This window comes from Kribbella sp. NPDC050124 (assembly GCF_044460355.1).
Classification (GTDB): domain Bacteria; phylum Actinomycetota; class Actinomycetes; order Propionibacteriales; family Kribbellaceae; genus Kribbella.
The window spans coordinates 125647-143447 of sequence record NZ_JBITJU010000018.1 but is presented as its reverse complement, the minus strand read 5'-3'; the positions used below and the strand labels follow the sequence as shown (position 1 = coordinate 143447).

18 protein-coding genes are annotated in these 17801 nt (G+C 68.8%); 8 read left to right on the top strand and 10 right to left on the bottom strand.

The features are described from left to right. Nucleotides 1–19: 19 nt before the first annotated feature. The 8 genes from ACIBL3_RS32690 to ACIBL3_RS32655 form a co-directional block, all read right to left on the bottom strand. Nucleotides 20–898, bottom strand: coding sequence for a M56 family metallopeptidase (locus tag ACIBL3_RS32690; RefSeq protein WP_396357640.1), 879 nt, complete (start codon nucleotides 896–898; stop codon nucleotides 20–22). A gap of 226 nt (nucleotides 899–1124) precedes the next feature. Next, nucleotides 1125–2096 carry a cation diffusion facilitator family transporter gene (locus ACIBL3_RS32685; RefSeq protein ID WP_396357639.1) on the bottom strand — a complete coding sequence of 324 codons (972 nt, stop codon included), beginning with the start codon at nucleotides 2094–2096 and terminating at the stop codon, nucleotides 1125–1127. 158 nt (nucleotides 2097–2254) lie between these two features. Then, the gene (locus tag ACIBL3_RS32680) at nucleotides 2255–2641 is read right to left on the bottom strand and encodes an ArsR/SmtB family transcription factor (RefSeq protein WP_396357638.1); all 387 of its coding nucleotides are present in this window, start codon (nucleotides 2639–2641) and stop codon (nucleotides 2255–2257) included. A 9-nt stretch (nucleotides 2642–2650) separates the two neighbouring features. Continuing rightward, nucleotides 2651–3790 (bottom strand): N-methyl-L-tryptophan oxidase, encoded by a 1140-nt coding sequence (solA, locus tag ACIBL3_RS32675; RefSeq protein ID WP_396357637.1) that lies wholly within the window; start codon nucleotides 3788–3790, stop codon nucleotides 2651–2653. Continuing rightward, nucleotides 3787–4848 carry a tartrate dehydrogenase gene (locus tag ACIBL3_RS32670; protein WP_396357636.1) on the bottom strand — a complete coding sequence of 354 codons (1062 nt, stop codon included), beginning with the start codon at nucleotides 4846–4848 and terminating at the stop codon, nucleotides 3787–3789. The genes solA and ACIBL3_RS32670 overlap by 4 nt, the downstream gene beginning before the upstream one ends. A 22-nt stretch (nucleotides 4849–4870) precedes the next feature. Next, a complete protein-coding gene (locus tag ACIBL3_RS32665) occupies nucleotides 4871–6337 on the bottom strand; it encodes an NAD-dependent succinate-semialdehyde dehydrogenase (protein ID WP_396357635.1) in 1467 nt (488 codons plus the stop codon). Nucleotides 6338–6348: 11 nt separating this feature from the next. Next, nucleotides 6349–6762 carry a hypothetical protein gene (locus tag ACIBL3_RS32660; RefSeq protein WP_396357634.1) on the bottom strand — a complete coding sequence of 138 codons (414 nt, stop codon included), beginning with the start codon at nucleotides 6760–6762 and terminating at the stop codon, nucleotides 6349–6351. Then, nucleotides 6759–7322, bottom strand: a complete 564-nt coding sequence (locus tag ACIBL3_RS32655; RefSeq protein ID WP_396357633.1) for a GNAT family N-acetyltransferase — start codon at nucleotides 7320–7322, stop codon at nucleotides 6759–6761. The genes ACIBL3_RS32660 and ACIBL3_RS32655 overlap by 4 nt, the downstream gene beginning before the upstream one ends. Before the next feature lie 317 nt (nucleotides 7323–7639). Between ACIBL3_RS32655 and ACIBL3_RS32650 the strand changes: the two genes are divergently transcribed. The 8 genes from ACIBL3_RS32650 to ACIBL3_RS32615 all read left to right on the top strand — a co-directional run bounded on the left by ACIBL3_RS32650 (nucleotide 7640) and on the right by ACIBL3_RS32615 (nucleotide 15778). Next, complete coding sequence (locus tag ACIBL3_RS32650) at nucleotides 7640–9184, top strand: ABC transporter substrate-binding protein (RefSeq protein WP_396357631.1); 1545 nt, start codon at nucleotides 7640–7642, stop codon at nucleotides 9182–9184. Between the two features lie 24 nt (nucleotides 9185–9208). Beyond that, complete coding sequence (locus ACIBL3_RS32645; RefSeq protein WP_396357629.1) at nucleotides 9209–9883, top strand: haloacid dehalogenase type II; 675 nt, start codon at nucleotides 9209–9211, stop codon at nucleotides 9881–9883. Nucleotides 9884–9887: 4 nt separating this feature from the next. Next, nucleotides 9888–11165, top strand: coding sequence for an NAD(P)/FAD-dependent oxidoreductase (locus tag ACIBL3_RS32640; RefSeq protein WP_396357628.1), 1278 nt, complete (start codon nucleotides 9888–9890; stop codon nucleotides 11163–11165). Between the two features lie 27 nt (nucleotides 11166–11192). Then, nucleotides 11193–12137, top strand: coding sequence for an ABC transporter permease (locus ACIBL3_RS32635; RefSeq protein WP_396357627.1), 945 nt, complete (start codon nucleotides 11193–11195; stop codon nucleotides 12135–12137). Further along, nucleotides 12124–13005 (top strand): ABC transporter permease, encoded by an 882-nt coding sequence (locus ACIBL3_RS32630; protein ID WP_396357626.1) that lies wholly within the window; start codon nucleotides 12124–12126, stop codon nucleotides 13003–13005. The genes ACIBL3_RS32635 and ACIBL3_RS32630 overlap by 14 nt, the downstream gene beginning before the upstream one ends. A gap of 112 nt (nucleotides 13006–13117) precedes the next feature. Beyond that, on the top strand, nucleotides 13118–13792 hold the full coding sequence (locus ACIBL3_RS32625) for a GntR family transcriptional regulator (RefSeq protein ID WP_396357625.1): 675 nt from the start codon (nucleotides 13118–13120) through the stop codon (nucleotides 13790–13792). Nucleotides 13793–13802: 10 nt separating this feature from the next. Beyond that, complete coding sequence (locus ACIBL3_RS32620) at nucleotides 13803–14804, top strand: ABC transporter ATP-binding protein (protein WP_396357624.1); 1002 nt, start codon at nucleotides 13803–13805, stop codon at nucleotides 14802–14804. Beyond that, nucleotides 14801–15778 (top strand): oligopeptide/dipeptide ABC transporter ATP-binding protein, encoded by a 978-nt coding sequence (locus ACIBL3_RS32615; RefSeq protein ID WP_396357623.1) that lies wholly within the window; start codon nucleotides 14801–14803, stop codon nucleotides 15776–15778. The genes ACIBL3_RS32620 and ACIBL3_RS32615 overlap by 4 nt, the downstream gene beginning before the upstream one ends. Here the strand turns inward: ACIBL3_RS32615 and ACIBL3_RS32610 are convergent. Together ACIBL3_RS32610 and ACIBL3_RS32605 are read right to left on the bottom strand one after the other, a co-directional pair. Further along, on the bottom strand, nucleotides 15773–17092 hold the full coding sequence (locus ACIBL3_RS32610) for a dihydrolipoyl dehydrogenase family protein (protein WP_396357622.1): 1320 nt from the start codon (nucleotides 17090–17092) through the stop codon (nucleotides 15773–15775). The two genes, ACIBL3_RS32615 and ACIBL3_RS32610, sit on opposite strands and share 6 nt — an antisense overlap. After that, nucleotides 17089–17718 (bottom strand): VOC family protein, encoded by a 630-nt coding sequence (locus ACIBL3_RS32605; protein ID WP_396357621.1) that lies wholly within the window; start codon nucleotides 17716–17718, stop codon nucleotides 17089–17091. Before ACIBL3_RS32605 ends, ACIBL3_RS32610 begins: the two co-directional genes overlap by 4 nt. Between the last annotated feature and the right edge of the window lie 83 nt (nucleotides 17719–17801).

Genomic DNA, 17801 nt, shown 5'->3' with positions numbered 1-17801 from the left:
CATCGACGCGAAGAGTGCGCTAGGGAAGCCCGACGTTCTGCGGTCCGATGATCAGCGCGGGCGGCACCAGGGTGACCACGAGCACGAGGGCGCCGACAGCCAGGAGCAGCGGGCGTCCGGTCGGCCGCGCAGGCTGGAGGAGCCGGCGGATCCGTTCAGCGGTGAACGACGCCGCGATGCCGAGGAACGGCGAGGGGCCCGGCGCCGGGAATCTGGCGGCGGCGCCGACCCGGAGCAGTGCGGCGGCGACGGTCTGCGGTCCGCATTGACGGGCCGCCTGGTCGTCGGCTGCCATCTCGACCAGCCGACGGGTTTGGGTGGCGTAGTTGCGGAGAAGTCCGATCGGTGCGAGCAGGCCCGTGATCGCGTCAGCGAGCAGGATCTCTGCGTGATGGCGCTGATCGAGATGCGCCCGCTCGTGCGCGACAGTCGCGGCCATCTCGGCGTCGGTGAGGAGCCGGCGGCCCGCGGAGGTGACGATCACCCGGCCCGACCGGCGCGGTCCGGGGACGCAGTACGCGGCGACCTCCGGCGTGTCGAGCAGGTAGACGTCGCGATCTGCGGTCGGCCGGCCACAGATCCTGACCAGGCGACGGTGCCGTTCCCGGATTCGCGCAGCCACGATCTTTCGCCGTACGACGTCGAGGCTGAAGCCCGTGATCGGTACGGCGACCAGCAGGACGGCCGTGTCCCACCACGGCGACGCCCGGCGGTCATGCGTGAGGACGAGCGCGGCGCCGATCAACGCCGACGGTGTGGCGATACCGCAGGCCTGCCACAGTCGAAGCGCCAGCCTCGGGTGGTCCCGGCTCCAGGTGGACCGGGTGAGCCACGTGTCCACGCCCCGGCCGAGCGTGACGCCGTACGTGACGAGCAGGATCGCGAGGAGGGCGCTCATGTCGGCACTGCACGTTCAGCCGGCAAACACGTGCGGTAGGCAACCAGTTCGGCTGCGAGTTCGCGCATCCGTTCCCCCCGGGGCGACGCATCGGCGGACGACCCCAGGCCCGACACCTGTCAGTCCTTACCCTCGCATCCCGGCCCTCGTTCGCCAAGCGATTCGCCTTACAGACTTGAAGAAATGCGGCGGCTGAACCCGCGGGCCGGGCTCAGCCGCCAGGTGGTCAGCGATGGTGGCTGACGAGTTCGTGGGCTGCTGTGGAGTCGTGGGGGAGAGGCTCGGCGTGGATGGTGGCCGAGGTGAGGCGGCGTACGCCGTGGACCAGTTCGTGCTCGACCTGGTGGCTCAGGTGATGCGCGTCGACCAGCGAGGTGTCCGAGTCGACGGCGATGCGGGCCTCGGCGCGCAGGCTGTGGCCGAGCCAGCGGAGCTGGATGCCGGTCACGTCGACGACACCGGGGGTCGAGCGGATGACCTGCTCGGCCTGGTCGACCAGCGCCGGGTCGACCGCGTCCATCAGCCGGCGGTACACCTCGCGGGCGGCGTCGCGGAGGACGAACAGGATCGCGACGGTGATCAGGAGACCGATGATCGGGTCCGCCAACGGGAAGCCGAGCCAGGCGCCCGCTGCGCTGAGGACCACGGCGAGGCTGGTGAAACCGTCGGTACGCGCGTGCAGCCCGTCAGCAACCAACGCGGCCGAACCGATCCGGCGGCCGGTGCGGATCCGGTACTGCGCCACGACCTCGTTGCCCAGGAAGCCGACCACACCCGCCAACGCGAGCACACCGACATGGCGGACGTCGCCGGGGGTGATGAATCGCATGATGGCTTCGTAGCCGGCGTACGCAGCGGAGGCCGCGATCAGGACGACCACGACGATCCCGGCCAGGTCCTCGGCGCGCCCGTACCCGTAGGTGTAGCTGCGGGTCGCGACCCGGCGGCCGACGATGAACGCGATCGCCAGCGGGATCGCGGTGAGCGCGTCGGCGTAGTTGTGCAGGGTGTCGCCGAGCAGCGCGACCGAGTTCGTGTAGATGACGATCAGGGTCTGGATCAGCGCGGTGATCATCAGGCCGGCGAAGCTGATCTTCAGGCAGCGCATGCCCTCCCTGCTCGCCTCCAGCGCGGAGTCGACCTTGTCGGCGCTGTCGTGCGAGTGCGGGACGAAGATCTCCTTCACCTTGCCCAGCAACCCGGAGTGATGTTCGTGCCCATGGCCGTGACCGTGCCCATGTCCATGGCCGTGACCATGTCCATGGCCGTGACCATGTCCGTGCCCGTGACCGGAGGCGCTTTCGTGTTCGTGCTGGTGGCCCGTCGCGCTCATATGCGTTCTCGTCTCTGCTCAGTTCAGGTGCCGGTTGCCGGGTCGTCGTGAGGTACGGCGTCCGCGGACCGGTGGTGCTCGGGAAAGCCCCCGCTGGAGTGTTCGGCGTGGTAGATCGCGTCCTCGACCAGCTGACTGACGTGCGAGCTCTCGATCCGGTAGAAGATCTGGTTGCCCTGCCGCCGGGTCCGCACCAGGTGCGCCATCCGCAGCTTGGCCAGGTGTTGCGAGACCCCGGCCGGCGACTTGCCGACCGCCGCGGCCAGTTCGTTGACCGGCATCTCGCCGTCCAGCAGCGCCCACAGCAGCCGAACCCGGGTCGCGTCCGACAACATCTGGAAGACCCGGACCGCCAGCTCCACCTGCTCGTCGCCGGGAATCGGCCTGCGTGACTGCGTATCTACGCGCATACGTAGATACTAAGGTAGTGGCGCACATACCTGCAACGTCCGATCGGGGGAGAGGAAGCTGACGGCGCGGGTGGTCGAGCCGGTGGTGGCGAACTCGGCGGCGAGGTCGCCCATGACCGGCGCGAACTTGAAGCCGGAACCCGAGAAGCCACAGGCGACGACGATTCGAGGGTCATCCGGTGCTGGGCCGACGAGCGGTGTCTCGTCCGGGCTGTAGCCCTCGATCCCGGTCTGCAGGTTGACCGGGTCGGGATGCAGACCGGGAAAGAACTCCCGGACCACACCGGCCAGCCGGATCGCCAGGCCCGCATCGACCGATCGCTGCACGTTGCCGAGGTCCGCGATGACCGGATGCGGCTCCAGCTTGATCCCGATCTTCACCGTCGCGCCGTCGAGCGAAGGGAATCCATAGGCCAGTACGTCGCCAACGCGCTCGAAGACCCCGAACACGTCCGGCGCGAAGTCCGCCGGCCGCCGAGCCAGATACCAAGCCTGCACCAGCCTCCGCGGTACGACGTCGGCCGAAACCAGCTCGTGAGCCCAAGCTCCCGGCGCCAGCACCACCCGCTCGTACAGCTGCTCGCCATCCGCCGTGACAACAGCGACCCCATCCGCACGTGACTCCACGCGGAGCACCTCGGTATGCGGACGGACCATCGCACCCAGCCCAGCCGCTCGAGCGACCGCGGCAGCAACGCTCGCCTCCGGTCGCAGGTATCCCGCCAACGGATCGGTGACCCCGACATCGCCAGGCCGTACGACGTGTTGCGGAAACCGCGACCGCAGCGCGTCCTCGGTCAGGACCTCGTGCGGGAGCTCGTTGTCCTGCGCCGAAGCGATCGCCGACACGATGGCCGGCGTACCTTCGGGACCGAGAATCACGCCGCCGGTCTGACCGAACAGCTCGCGTCCGGACAGTTCCGCGAGTTCCCGCCACAAGTCGAGAGCCTCGACAGCGAGTGGTGTGAAGCGCGGCTCGCGCTGACTCTGGACCGAGAACCGCCGGGTCTGACCGGCTGACGCTCCGCGATCGTGTGCGATGCCGAACTGCTCGTACCCGTGGACGGCGATCCCGCGTTCGGCGAGCCGCCACAGGGCCATGGACCCGATCGCGCCCAGGCCGACGACGGCCACCCCGGCCCGGCTCATCGTGCGACTCCCGTCAGTTGCGCTGTGACGAATGCGGTGACGTCATTCGTCGACGCCGTACCGCCGAGGTCGGCTGTGCGGGTCCGCGGATCCTTGAGTGCTGCCTCGATAGCGGTCATCAAGTCAGTAGCGGGTTCGGGAAGTTGGAGGTGCTCGAGCATCAAGGCGACCGACCAGAGCATCCCGATCGGGTTGGCGAGTCCGCGGCCGGCGATGTCGGGTGCCGATCCGTGCACTGGCTCGAACATCGAGGGTCCCGGCCCGTCGGGGGCGAGGTTCGCCGACGGTGCGATCCCGATGCTGCCGCAGACCGCGGCGGCCAGGTCCGACAGGATGTCGCCGAACAGGTTCGACGCGACCACCACGTCGAAGTCGGTCGGCCGCATCACCATCCGCGCCGCCATCGCGTCGACGTGCTCGCGCAGCACTGTCACCGCGGGATGTCGTACGGCGACCTCGTCGACGACCTGATCCCAGAAGGTCATCGTGTGGATGATCCCGTTGGACTTCGTCGCCGAGTGGACGCGTCCCCGCCGGCTCTCCGCCACCGTCATCGCGTACTCGGCGATGCGCTCGATCCCGATCCGCGAGAACGTGCTCTCCTGCAGCGCGACCTCCGACGGACCCTGGCCGATCCGCCCGCCGACCTGGCTGTACTCGCCTTCGGAGTTCTCCCGGACGACCACGAAATCGGTGCCCTCGGCCACTTCCGGGCGGACCGGCGCCGGCACGCCCTCGAAGATCCGCATCGGGCGCAGGTTGACGTACTGGCCGAAGGCCCGCCGGATCGGGATCAGCAGTCCCCACAGCGAGACATGGTCGGGCACACCGGGCCAGCCGACCGCGCCGAGCAGGATCGCGTCGTGCTGCGCCAGTACGTCGAGGCCGTCGTCGGGCATCATCGCGCCGTCGCGGTGGTACCGCTCGCACGACCAGTCCAGCTCGGTGGTGGTGAACGAGACGCCGTACGTCCTACTCACGGTGTCGAGCACCCGCTTGGCGGAGTCCATCACCTCGAAGCCGATGCCGTCGCCGGGGATGAGCGCTAGCCGGATCACGTGAAAGGACCTCCTCGGTCGGTCAGAAAGCGGGGGACGACAGGTACTTGAACTGCAGGTACTCGTGCAGTCCCTCGGGACCGCCTTCGCGGCCGAGCCCGGACTGCTTCACGCCGCCGAACGGCGCCGCCACGTCCGAGACGAGACCGCGGTTGATGCCGACCATGCCGCTCTGCAGGCCGGCGGCAACCCGGCGGACGCGCTCGGCGTCCCGGCTGATCACGTACGCCGCCAGCCCGTGCTCGCTGTCGTTGCCAGCAGCAACCGCCTCGGCCTCGGTGCCGAACCGCCGGATCGCGGCGACCGGGCCGAACACCTCCTCGCGCAGGATGTCCGCGTCCGCGGGCACATGGTCGATCACGGTCGGGGCGACGTAGTGGCCGGGACCATCCGGGATTGGTGCTTGCGCAACCACGACGGCGCCCTTCGCGACGGCGTCGTCGACCAGGCGGTGTACCTTCTCGACCGCGCGGTGGTCCACCAGTGGCCCGAGTTCGGTGTCCTCGTGGCCGGGCGGACCCACGACGATGGCGGCCATCCGCTCGGCGAAGGCGCCGACGAACGCGTCCGCGATGCCGTCGGCAACCAGGAAGCGGTTGGCCGCGACGCACGACTGGCCGCCCAGCCGCATCTTGGCGATCATCGCCTCCCGGACCGCGACCTCGGCATCGGCGTCGTCGAAGACGAGGAATGGCGCGTTGCCGCCCAGCTCCATCGACGTCCTCAGGACCCGGCGGCCACTCTGCTCCAGCAGCATCCGGCCGACGTCGGTCGACCCGGTGAAGGAGACCTTGCGCAACCGTGGATCGGCCAGCAGCGGACCGCTCACCTCCGCGGGCCTGCTCGTGGTCACCACCGACAGCACGCCCGGGGGCGCGCCCGCACGCAGCAGCAACTCGCCGAACACCAATGAGGTCAGCGGCGTCAGCTCAGCCGGCTTGAGTACGGCGGTGCACCCGGCGGCTACCGCAGGAGCAACCTTCCGGGCTGCCATCGCCAGTGGGACGTTCCACGGTGTGATGAGCAGACACGGGCCGACGGGTTCCGCCACCGTCACGATGTGATGCTGGCCGTTCGGCGCGACAGTACTGCGACCGTGCGGGCGGACTGCTTCCTCGGCGTACCACCGGACGTAGTCGGCGGCGTAGAGGACCTCGCCGCGCGCCTCGGTGATCGTCTTGCCGACCTCGAGTGTGAGGAGCTGGGCCAGCCGTTCCTTGTCGGCCAGCATTGCGTCGTAGAGCCGATGCAACACATCAGCTCGTTCGCGCAGCGTCGTACGAGCCCAAACGGGCGCTGCCTCGGCGGCGGCGTCGAGCGCGGCGAGGGCGTCGGCGGGTCCGCAGTCGGGGACCGAGGCGATGGGTTCTTCGGTGGCGGGGTCGAAGACCTCGAAGGTCGCGCCGGTCGACGCCGGACGCCAGTCGGTGGTCAGGAAGCCGGCGGGGACGGACTGCAGCGCATCGGTGCCCCAGGCGATCGTGGTCACGGATACCACCTTCAGCGCGCGCCGGCTGGAGCCGGCTCGGTGCTGAACTCGTCCGCCACGCCGGCGTGGATGTGCAGCATCCGCGCGAGCAAGCCGTTCCCGCGAGTGAACTTCAGCGGACTGCCGGCGCCGTCGAAGAACGCGGTGCCCTGGTCGGGCGACTTGTCGCTCTTGTCGTCCGGGTAGAGCGGGTTGATCGTGTTCTCGATCTTCGGCCACAGGGCTCGCGCCGCCTCGGTCGATTCGAACTCCAGCAGCATCACGAGGGTGTCCGGGAGCAGCTCGCCGGCCACCTCCTCGAGGACGGAACCGCCCAGGTAGCCGGGGTGTCCGCCCAGGGAGCGCAGCCAGTCGGCCAGGTACTCCTTGGCTTCGGCGGCCTTGCCGGGCTGGGGAACGAAGATGAAGATGTCACGTCGTTTCACAGCGAAGTCCTTTCGGATAAGGGGAGTTCGAAGAACGCGGCTCTGGTCACGCCGTCGACGTCGTCCTCGACGAGCTCGCAGCCGAGGGACAGCCAGAACGGCAGTGCGCCGGGGGAGTGCGGGTAGGTGTGCAGGGCGATGGTGTCGTAGTGGCCTTCGGCCCGAGCCCGGGCGAGAGTGGCCTCGACGAGTGCTCGGGCGATGTGCCGCCGCCGGTGCTCTTTGAGCACGTACACCCGGACCAGCTGACCGGTCCGGCCGTCGCGGTAGCGCTCGACCAGGTGCTGCGGGCTCAGGCCCTCTTTGAGCGCACCGCCGCGGATGCCGCAAGTGGCGATGACCTCGCCGGTGGCGGCGTCCTCCGCGACCAGCATGAAGGGGCCTTCCGGCCCGAGGTACCAGCCGGCCAGGTCGTCGATGTCGGCGTGGATCACCGGGTGGTAGGGCTCGCCGAAGTCCTCGGTGACCGAGCGCATCATGACCGCGCGAGCGGCGGGGATGTCGGACTCGGTCAGCTCCCGGACGACTGTGCCGTGGGCGGTTTCGGGGTTGGTCGTCATGTCCGGTCCTCTCGTGGACGGACCTTCATCATGACCCCGCGATCAGATTGTTGACAACCCTTCATTGCGTCATTTTGCCGTCATCAGGACGACATGTGCGCTCCGTAACCGGCGACGGACCGGAAGCTCGAAAGGCCTGTAAAACAAGGCGCTAGCAGCGTCACCGCGCACGGTTTCGGTTGTTACACAGACGCTGCGTTTTGGTCGACAGGCGATTCATCAGCGTCGAGTTGTTGACAATCTGAAGCGGGCGCTCCTACCGTCCTGGACAACGCACCGAGCCGATCCGACGGCTCTCCTACCGATCAGGTGGTGACATGCGACCGATACGTCCCCTGTCAGGCGCTGCGCTCTGCATCGCCGCACTACTCCCGGTCACGGCCTGCGGAAGCTTCACGAGCTCCGGAACGTCCGCGAGCGCCGCGGACCGCAGCCTGACCATCGCCCTCCAGTTCACGCCGAAGGCCGGCTACGCGCTCGAGACCGACGACGCCTTCGTGCTCTCCCAGGTCGGCTGCCTGGAGACCCTGCTCAAGTACGACTTCACCTCTGGCGAGCTGCAGCCGCTGCTCGCGACCAAGTGGACGCACACGAGCCCGACCACGTGGGACTTCACCCTCCGCCAGGGCGTGAAGTTCCAGGACGGCACGGCGCTCGACGCCGAAGGTGTCGCCTTCGCCCTGAACAAGCTGCTCAAGTCCGCCACGCCGCCGCGCGCCTTCACCCCGAAGGTGGTCAGCGGCGTGCAGGCGGTCGACCCGACGACCGTGCGGATCACGACGCCGAAGCCGAGCGCGTTGCTGCCGTACCGTGTCGCCAGCGTGAACACCGGCGTCCTAGCGAAGGCGGCGTACGGCGGTCGCGGCACGGACGTGGTCAAGCACTGCACCGGACCGTTCACCATCACCGCCCAGAAGCCACAGCAGTCGATCTCGCTCGAGCGCAACGACGCCTACTGGGGCACGAAAGCGACGCTGGCCAAGGCCGAGGCGAAGTTCCTGCCCGACGGCAACGCGAGGGCCACCCAGGTCCGCACCGGTGAGTCGCAAGTCGGGCTCGGTGTGCCGTCGGCGAGTATCAAGGAGCTGTCCGGCGACAAGAGCGTCGTGGTGTCCGAGGCCGCGACACCGCGGACGACGGGCCTCTACCTGAACTACAGCAAAGCGCCGTTCGACAACGCCGATGTCCGCAAGGCCATCCAGCAGACCGTCGATCTGGACGCGATCGCGAAGACGATCTACTCCGGCACAGTCGAGCCCGCGTTCGGCCCGTTCGCGGCCAACGAGCCCTGGGCGCCGAAGGGTGTCCAGCCGGCCGCCAAGAACCTCGAGGAAGCGAAAGCCCTGCTGCAGAAGGCCGGCTACGGCCCGGGCAAGCTGACGGTCTCGCTGCGGGCGTACACCGAGCGGCCGGAGTTCGCCGACCTCGCCGCGGTGGTGCAGGAGCAGCTGAAGCAGATCGGCATCACCGTGAAGATCTCGATGTCCGACTACGCGGGCCTGGAGCCGTCGCTGCTGGGCGGCACCTACGACCTGACGCTGTTGTCGCGCAACCACCTCACCGACATCGCCGACCCGATCGGGTTCCTCGAAGCCGACTACACCTGCAAGGGCACGTTCAACATCAGCCACTACTGCGATCCGGCCTTCGACGCGAAGCTCGCCGAAGCCAACGGCGAGAAGGATCCGGCCGCGCGCTACGTGATCTACGCCGAGCTGGCCAAACAGCTGCAGGAACAGGCGATCACCGTGTTCCTGGTCAGCGACAAGACCATCGCCGCCCGCCGCGCCGGGGTCCAGAACTTCGTCGACGACCCGTTGGCGCGGTACGCGCTGACTCCGCAGCTCTCACTGACCGACTGATCTCAGCAGAAGGAGAACGACGCGATGGAACTGCTCGGGTTCAAACCGAAGTACATCACCTTCGACTGCTACGGAACGCTGACGAACTTCCGGATGAACGACACGGTGCGGCCCCTGATCGAGGGGGTCGTGCCGCCGGAGCGGACCGAGGAGTTCCTGAAGGACTTCCGCGCGTACCGGATCGACGAGGTGCTCGGGGAGTTCAAGCTCTACCCGGTGCTGCTGCGCGACGCCTGGCAGCGGGTCTGCAACCGGTGGCGGATCCAGTTCAGGCCCTCGGACGTGGACGCGATCGTCGCCGACCTCGGGACCTGGGGCCCGCATCCCGACGTCCCCGAGCCGCTGGCGAAGCTGGCGGCGCACTACCCGCTGGTGATCCTGTCGAACGCGGTCGACGACATCCTGGCCGGCAACGTCGCCAAGCTCGGGGTCGACTTCCACCGGGTGTTCACCGCCGAGCAGGCGCGGGCCTACAAGCCGCGGTTCCAGGCGTTCGAGTACATGCTCGACCAGCTCGACGTGGCCCGGGACCAGATCCTGCACGTGTCGTCGCACGTCTGGTACGACCTGATCCCGGCCCACGAGCTGCGGATCAAGCACAAGGTCTACGTCAACCGCGGCTACGACCCGTCGACGCCGTTCTACGAGTACGCCGAGACGAGTGATCTGACCGGCGTCCCCGGGCTGCTGGGGCTGTGATTTCGTGAAGCTGACCTCTTACTGGCTCGACACCGCCAAGCCGGCGGGCGACTTCCGGCACCAGGAGCTGCCGGCGTCGGTCGACGTGGCCGTCGTCGGCGGTGGACTGACCGGCCTGTCGACCGCGCTGCACCTGGCCAAGCAGGGCGCGAGCGTCGCCGTACTCGAGGCCCGCACCCTGGGCTGGGGCGCGTCGGGTCGCAACGGTGGGATGGCGACGACCGGGCTGGCGATCTCGTTCCCGAAGGCAGTCAAGCGGTACGGGCTGGACGCCGCGACCCGGATGTTCACCGTCTACAACGACGCGATCGACACCATCGAGGACGTGGTCGCGACCGAAGGCATCGACTGCGACTTCGAGCGGGTCGGCAAGCTGAACCTGGCCAGCAAACCGGCCCACTACGACGACTTCCAGCGCGCGGCCGAGTTGCTCGAACGGCACGCGGGTCACCAGACCACGCTGCTGCCGAGCCACCGGATGCGGGAGGAGATCGGCAGCGACTTCTTCCACGGCGCGATGGTCGACCCACTCGCCGCGGGCGTGCACGTCGGCAAACTGTGCAGCGGCCTCGCGATGGCGGCCTCGCACTACGGCGCTTCGCTGCACGAGGACTGTGAGGTCGTGTCCTTCGAGCGGCTCGGTGAGCGCCGGCAGCGGGTCGTGACCTCGCAGGGATCGCTCGTCGCCGAGGATGTGGTGGTCGGCACCAGCGGCTACTCCGGCAAGCTGCTGCCCTGGCTGCGCCGCCGGATCGTGCCGATCGGCAGCTTCATCGTGGTCACGAAGCCGCTGGACAAGGCGGTGCTCGACGAGTTGCTGCCGCTGCGCCGCGTCGCGTCGGACAGCAAGAACTTGATCTACTACTTCCGGATCACGCCCGACGACCGGCTGCTGTTCGGAGGCCGGGCCCGGTTCGCGATGTCCAACCCGGGCTCCGACCTGCGGTCCGGGGACATCCTGCGGCGGGCGATGACGAAGGTCTTCCCGCAGCTACGCGGTGTCGGCATCGACTATTGCTGGGGCGGTCTGGTCGACATGTCCCTCGACCAGATGGTGCACGCCGGCCGCCGGGACGGCGTGTTCTACTCGGTCGGCTACAGCGGTCACGGCGTCCAGATGGCCACCCACATGGGCAAGGTCGTCGCCCAGGTGCTGGGCGGCGACGACCGCGCCAACCCGTGGCGCGACCTGTCCTTCCGCGCGGTTCCCGGCCATGTCGGGCCGCCGTGGTTCCTGCCGCCGGTGGGGGCCTACTACCGCTTCCTGGATCTCGTGAAGTAGGTCTGCGGAGAGGATCGGAGGTACGGCATGCGATTCCTGCTCAGGCGACTGTCGGTACTGGCCGCCGCGTTGCTGGTGGTCTCGTTCCTGGTGTTCCTGATTCCCTACCTGACGCCGGGGGACCCGACCCGCAAGATCCTGCGCGGCCGGGTGAACGCGATGGAGATCGACCCGGCGCAGTTGGCGTCGCTGAGTGCGCAGTACGGCCTCGACCGGCCGGTGCTCGTGCAGTACGCCGACTGGCTCGGCGCAGTGTTCCGGGGCGACTTCGGCTACTCGTACACGAGTCAGGCGGCGGTCATGCCGCAGATCGGTGCGGCCGCGATGGTGACGCTGGTGCTGGCCATCGGGGCGCTCGGTCTCGCGGTTCTCGTGGCGCTGCCGTCGGGCATCCTGGCGGCGATGCGGCGCGGTGGTCCGATCGACACCGCGATTACCACGGTGACACAGGCGTTCGTCGCCGTACCGGAGTACTGGCTGGCGCCGCTGCTGATCCTGGTGTTCGCGGTCAAGCTGGGCACGCTGCCGTCCGCGGGGTGGGCCGGACCGGCCTGGATGATCCTTCCCTGCGTGACGCTCGCGCTGCGGCCGATCAGCTACTTCACCCAGATCACCCGGGCGTCGATGACCGAGGTGCTGGAGTCGCCGTACATCGTGGGTGCCCGGGCGCGGGGCCTGAGCTACTACCGGACGATCCTGCGGCACGGGATCCGGAACGCGCTGATTCCGGTGCTGACCCTGTTCTCCGTCTGGCTCGGTGGACTGCTCGGTGGATCCGTGGTGGTCGAGGTGATCTTCGGCATTCCGGGGATGGGCCGGCTGGTCTACAACGCCGTCCACAACGGGGACATCCCGATGATCCAGGCATCGATGGTCACCATCGTCACGATCACCGTGCTGCTGGCGACCCTGACCGACGTTCTCTACACCGTGATCAACCCGACCGTGAGGGGAAGCCATGTCGGTTCTTGACGGTCCCAAGACGGTGGCAATCGCCCCCGCCGCAGCCACGGCTGTGAAGCGGGCGAAGCGACCGGCCCGCCGGCCGTGGCCGCTCGTCGCAGGCAGCGTGATCCTCGGTCTCATCGTGGTCGTGCTACTGCTGACGCCGTGGATCGCACCAGCGGATCCAACGCAGCAGGACCTCACCCAACGGCTGGCGGGTCCCAGCGCGGAGCACTGGCTGGGGACCGACCAGCTCGGACGGGACCTGCTGAGCCGGCTGATGTACGGCGGCCGGTTCTCGGTGACGATCGCGGGGATCACCGTCGCGATCTGCGCCGTACTGGGGACGCTGGTCGGGATCCTGTGCGCTCGGGTCCGGGGTGCTTTCGACGAACTGGTCATGCGGGTCTGCGACGTACTGCTGGCCTTCCCTGAGATGATCGTGGCGATGTTCGTCGTGTCGATCCTGGGCGCGAGCAAGACGACGCTGATCCTCGCGCTGGTCGTCGGCGGCTGGACGCCGTTCGCGAAGCTGGCGCGCGGGGTCGCGATCGAGGTCGACGCGCGCGGGTTCATCGAGGCCGCGCGGGCGCTCGGCTGTTCGCGGCAGTTCATCGTGCTGCGGCACCTGCTGCCGAACTCGCTGAACCCGCTGATGGCTCATGCCGCGCTGCGTTTCGGGCACAAGCTGATCACGGTCGGGGCGTTGTCCTACCTCGGGCTCGGCGTGCAGCCACCGGCGGCCGACTGGGGCTCGATGCTGGCCGCGGCGCAGCCGTTCCTGAGCCAGGCGCCGCATCTGGTCGTCTACCCGGGCCTGGCGATCTTCGTGACCGCACTGAGTGTGACGATGATCGGCCAGGGCATCAACGCGCGGCGGGGGAGCAGGTCATGACCGAGCGAAGCGAGGGCATCATCCAGCACAGCGCGACTTGTGCCTCATCCGCGCCCGGAGCGAAGCGAGGACGTGGATGAGCCCGCCGGCCGCAGTTCGGAGAGAGGAACGAATGGCCAACAACTCAGAGGTGCGCAAGCGTCCGACCCGGGTGCCCAAGCCGACGCTGGCGGCGGTCGTCACCGCGGAGCTCCGCGAGGCGATCATCAGCGGCCGGATCCCACCGGGCGCACAGATGAACGAGGTCGAGCTGGCGGCCCGGTTCTCGACCAGCCGCGGGCCGATCCGGGAGGGGATGCAGCGGCTGGTGCAGGAGGGCTTGCTGATCAGCAGTCCACACCGCGGTGTCTTCGTACCGGTGCTGTCCGCGGACGACGTACTCGATCTCTACTTCGCGCGTGCGTCACTCGAGCGGGGTGCGATGTTGCGGATCGCCGAGCGCGGTCTGCCCGCGGCGACGATCGCCACGCTCGAGCAGGTCCTGGGGGAGATGGAGCTCGCGCTCGCGGACAACGACACCGCGGCTGCCGCGGCGGCTGACCTGCGCTTCCACGAGGCGGTGGTTGCGGCGGCGGGGAGTCCGCGGCTGCAGCAGATGTACGAAGCGCTCCTCGGGCAGATGCGACTCGGCCTGAACCTGGTGATCGGGACCTACGCCCAGCGCTCCGATCTGGTCGCGCAGCACGCGGACCTGCTCCGGCACCTGAAGACCGGTGACCGGGACGCGCTGATGCGGACCATCGACTTCCATTTCGACATCGCCATCGAAGACCTGGCCACCGAGTGAGGAACGAGCCATGGAACCCCTTCTCGAGATCGACGGCTTGACCGTCAGCACCCGGGAGGCGTCGCCCAAGCGCCTGCTGGACGGGATCAGCCTGCGGGTCTGTCCCGGCGAGGTGCTCGCAGTTGTGGGTGAGTCCGGCTCGGGCAAGAGCCTGACCGCACTCTCGATCATGCAGATGCTGCCCGCCGCGCTGAGCATGCAGGCAGAGCGGATGACGCTGGACGGTGACGATCTGCTGTCGCTGCGCCGTAAGGAGATCGACGGTCTGCACGGCGGGCGGATCGGCATGCTGTTCCAGCAGCCGCGGCGGATGCTCGACCCGACCGCGACTGTCGGGAGCCAGGTGGCCGAGCCGCTGGTGAAGCATCTGCGGATGAGCCATCGGGACGCGCGCCGTCGCGTCCTCGAGCTGCTCGCCGACGTGGGTATCGACGAGCCCGCGCGTCGGGCACAGGCGTACCCGCATCAGCTGTCGGGCGGGTTGGCCCAGCGGGTGATGATCGCGATCGCTCTCGCGGCCTCGCCACCGCTGCTGATCGCCGACGAACCGACCACCGCGCTGGACGTGACAGTCGAGGCGCAGATCCTGCACCTGCTGAAGCAGAAGAAGCACGCACTCGGCATGAGCATGCTGTTCATCTCGCATGACCTCAACGTGGTCGCGTCGATCGCGGACCGGATCGCGGTGATGTACGCCGGCCGGGTCGTCGAGAGCGGGACCGCGGACGAGATCCTGACCCAGCCCGAGCATCCGTACACGCGAGCGCTGATCGAATGTGCCTCGCTGCAACCGGATGCGAGCGGGCAGCTCTACGTGATTCCAGGTGGCAGCGACACCGCTCGCGACCTGGACCGCGGCTGCCGGTTCCGCCCGCGCTGCGGACTCACCCAGGAGGCCCACCTGGAACAGAAGTGCGACTCCAACGAGCCCGTCCTGCTGTCGCTCGGCCGGACGCCGGCAGAGCACGAGTGCCGCTGCTGGGGTACGGCGGAACACCAGGAGGGAGCATGAGCGCCTTGGTCCACCTGGAGAACGTGGTGAAGCATTTCCCGCTTCGTCGGCGTGGTTTCGGCCGGCGCGAGTACGTGCACTCCGTCGACGACGTGACGATCACGCTGGACAGCGGCCGGTCGCTCGGGATCGTCGGCGAGTCGGGCTCCGGGAAGAGCACGCTGGCGCGGATCATGCTCGGGCTGCAGGCGCCGGACTCGGGCCGGGTGGACGTGGCCGGCGTCCGTGTCACCGGTCTGAAACGCAAGGACGACAAGGCGTTCCGGCGCAAGGCGCAGATCGTTTTCCAGGACCCGCACTCGGTGATGGATCCGCGGATGACGGTTCGGCAGAGTCTGGTCACCGTACTGGCGCAGCATCGGATCGGCGACGGACCGGACCGGGAGGCGCGGGTGATCCAGGCACTACGGGAGGTCGGCCTGGAGGCGTCGTACCTCGACCGGTATCCGGCTGACTGCTCGGGTGGTCAGCTGCAGCGCATCGTGATCGCTCGGGCGTTGCTGTTGGAGCCGGCGGTGCTGGTGTGTGATGAGCCGACGTCCGCCTTGGACGCGTCTGTTCAGGCCAAGGTGCTCAACTTGATCGGGCAGCTTCGGCGGGACCGTGAGCTGACCATGGTGCTGATCTCACACGACCTGCGCGTTGTCCGGCTGACCAGCGACCGGGTCGCGGTGATGTACCTCGGGCAGATCGTCGAGACCGCCGATCGCGAGGAGCTCTTCACCGGCGCCCGGCATCCCTACACCCTCGCGCTGCTCGCGGCCGCGACTCACGCCACAGGCGAGGAGCGGATCGTCGCCCAGGGCGAGCCCCCGTCGCCGGTGCATCCGCCGGCCGGCTGCCGCTTCAACACCCGCTGCCCGCTGGCAACCGACCGCTGCCGCGACGAGGCCCCGCCCCTGACCGAGGTAGCCCCCGGCCACGAAACCCGCTGCCACCGCTCAACCGAATCCCGTCAACTGCTCGCCTCATGACCTCCGCAGGGCTTTGAGGGCTGCGACGTAGATTTCGGAGAACGTCGGGAACGGCTGGATGGTGTCGCGGAGGACGGTGAGCGGGATGCGGGCGCGGATCGCGAGCGTGGCCTGCTGCAGCCATTCGCCTGCCTCCGGACCCAGGGCGTAGGCGCCGGTGAGCCGCTCGCCGTCGCTGAGCAGGGTGAGGAATCCGGGGCTGTTGGCGTACTCGTGCGTGTAGGTCGCAGTCTTCGCCACGTCCCGCAGCGCGATGGTTGCGCTGTACGGCGCTTCCGTCGCGCCAACCGCCGCAGCCTGCTGATCGGTGAAGACGACCCTAGGTACGGCGTCGTAGTTGGCTTCCCGTGGTTCGCCGAGGATGTTGGCCGCGACGACGCGAGCTTGGTACTTGCCGACGTGAGTCAGCTTCCAGAGGCCCGTCACGTCGCCCACCGCCCAGACCCGGTCCGCCACCCGCAGGCGAGCGTCGACCGGCACGCCGCGGGCGTCAGCCGTGACACCGATCGTGTCCAGCCCGATACCGTCGACCCGCGGCCGGCGACCCGTAGCTACCAACAGCCGGTCGCCACGAACCTCACGACCGTCATCCAGCACGAGCACGTAGTCGTCACCGTCGCGTCGGGCTGCGGTCGCCCGCGCGCTGAGGATCAGTTCGACGCCGTCCCGGCGCAGCACCTCGCCGAGTGCCTCACCGAGCGGTGCCGCCTCGCGTGACAGCAGGTGCGTGTCGGACTCGACCAGGACGACCTCGCCGCCGAAGCGCCGTACCGCTTGCGCCAACTCGACGCCGACCGGGCCGCCGCCGAGCACCACGAGTCGGCGGGGGACCGCCTTCATGCTCGTTGCCTCGCGGCTGGTCCAGACGCCGTCGAGCTCAGTGAGGCCCGGGATGGGCGGCACGACCGCGTCCGATCCGTTCGCGAGTACGATGTGCTCCGCTGTGTATTGGCGTCCGTCAACCTCGACGACGCCCGTGCCGGCCAGCCGGCCGCTGCCGCGGATCAGGTCGATGTTGTTGTCGGCGAGCCACTTCTCCTGACCGGCGTCGGTGTGGTCGGACACCATGTAATCGCGGTAGGCGAGCGCTGCCTCGACGTCGACCGTCGCCGGAGCGGCAGCCTCGTTCGCGGCCTGCGCGGCCTCGCCCGGACGGAGCAGGGTCTTCGACGGGATGCAGGCCCAGTAGGAGCACTCGCCGCCGACCAGCTCGCGCTCCACGACTGCGACCCGCAGGCCGCCCTCGGCGAGTGCCCCGGCGGCGTGCTCACCGGGGGAGCCGCCGCCGATCACGATGACGTCGTAGTCGCTCATTGCGGGAGCTCCTGACCGGTCCGCTCGGCGACCATGTAGGTGGCATACCACTCGGGCCAAGCCTCGTCGTACTTGCCGCCGTTGCGCTTCTCGTGCTCACCGTGGGCCATCGCTGCGCGCTGGAGGGCCTGCCGCAGGTCGTCGACCGAGGTGTACGTCGTTTCCGCCGGGTCGATGCGCCCCGGGAGCCGCTTGGTGACCTCCTGCAGCAGCCACGCGTTGCCGTCGGGGTCGGTGAACGTGGCGAACGAGCCGTAGCTGGCGCGCTCGTCCGCGGGCCCGGCGACCCGGCCGCTTCCGTCGTCCTGGAACTGCGCGCCCGGGGTCGTGGGGTGGAACGCTTCGCTGACCTCGACACCGCGAGCCGCGAGGTCACTGCGCGCGGCCTCGATGTCGGCGACGATCAAGTAGAGGCCCTGGGCCGAGCCCGGCTCGGCGGTGGTGATGTTCGAGCCGAACTGCACCGAGGCCGGCGAACCCGGCGGCGTGAACTGGACGACCCGGAAACCGTTGTCGAATGCGAAGTCGGCGTCCAGCCGCCAGTCCAGCAGCTGGTAGAACGCCTTCGCCTTGTCCACGTCGGTGACCGGGATGACGACGGCCTCGAACTTGTAGTCGGTGCTCACTGCTTCCTCCTGTGGGGTTCGTCCTGACACCACCGACTATCGCTCCCCGGGACCGGGTTCGCCCCAGTGGTGATCCCTGGTGT

Excerpts from the sequence above, each read along its gene's own strand:
- ACIBL3_RS32690 (WP_396357640.1), bottom strand. The coding sequence starts at position 898 with ATGAGCGCCCTCCTCGCGATCCTGCTCGTCACGTACGGCGTCACGCTC.
- ACIBL3_RS32680 (WP_396357638.1), bottom strand. The coding sequence starts at position 2,641 with ATGCGCGTAGATACGCAGTCACGCAGGCCGATTCCCGGCGACGAGCAG.
- solA (WP_396357637.1), bottom strand. The coding sequence starts at position 3,790 with ATGAGCCGGGCCGGGGTGGCCGTCGTCGGCCTGGGCGCGATCGGGTCC.
- ACIBL3_RS32655 (WP_396357633.1), bottom strand. The coding sequence starts at position 7,322 with ATGACGACCAACCCCGAAACCGCCCACGGCACAGTCGTCCGGGAGCTG.
- ACIBL3_RS32650 (WP_396357631.1), top strand. The coding sequence starts at position 7,640 with ATGCGACCGATACGTCCCCTGTCAGGCGCTGCGCTCTGCATCGCCGCA.
- ACIBL3_RS32645 (WP_396357629.1), top strand. The coding sequence starts at position 9,209 with ATGGAACTGCTCGGGTTCAAACCGAAGTACATCACCTTCGACTGCTAC.
- ACIBL3_RS32635 (WP_396357627.1), top strand. The coding sequence starts at position 11,193 with ATGCGATTCCTGCTCAGGCGACTGTCGGTACTGGCCGCCGCGTTGCTG.
- ACIBL3_RS32630 (WP_396357626.1), top strand. The coding sequence starts at position 12,124 with ATGTCGGTTCTTGACGGTCCCAAGACGGTGGCAATCGCCCCCGCCGCA.
- ACIBL3_RS32625 (WP_396357625.1), top strand. The coding sequence starts at position 13,118 with ATGGCCAACAACTCAGAGGTGCGCAAGCGTCCGACCCGGGTGCCCAAG.
- ACIBL3_RS32620 (WP_396357624.1), top strand. The coding sequence starts at position 13,803 with ATGGAACCCCTTCTCGAGATCGACGGCTTGACCGTCAGCACCCGGGAG.
- ACIBL3_RS32615 (WP_396357623.1), top strand. The coding sequence starts at position 14,801 with ATGAGCGCCTTGGTCCACCTGGAGAACGTGGTGAAGCATTTCCCGCTT.
- ACIBL3_RS32610 (WP_396357622.1), bottom strand. The coding sequence starts at position 17,092 with ATGAGCGACTACGACGTCATCGTGATCGGCGGCGGCTCCCCCGGTGAG.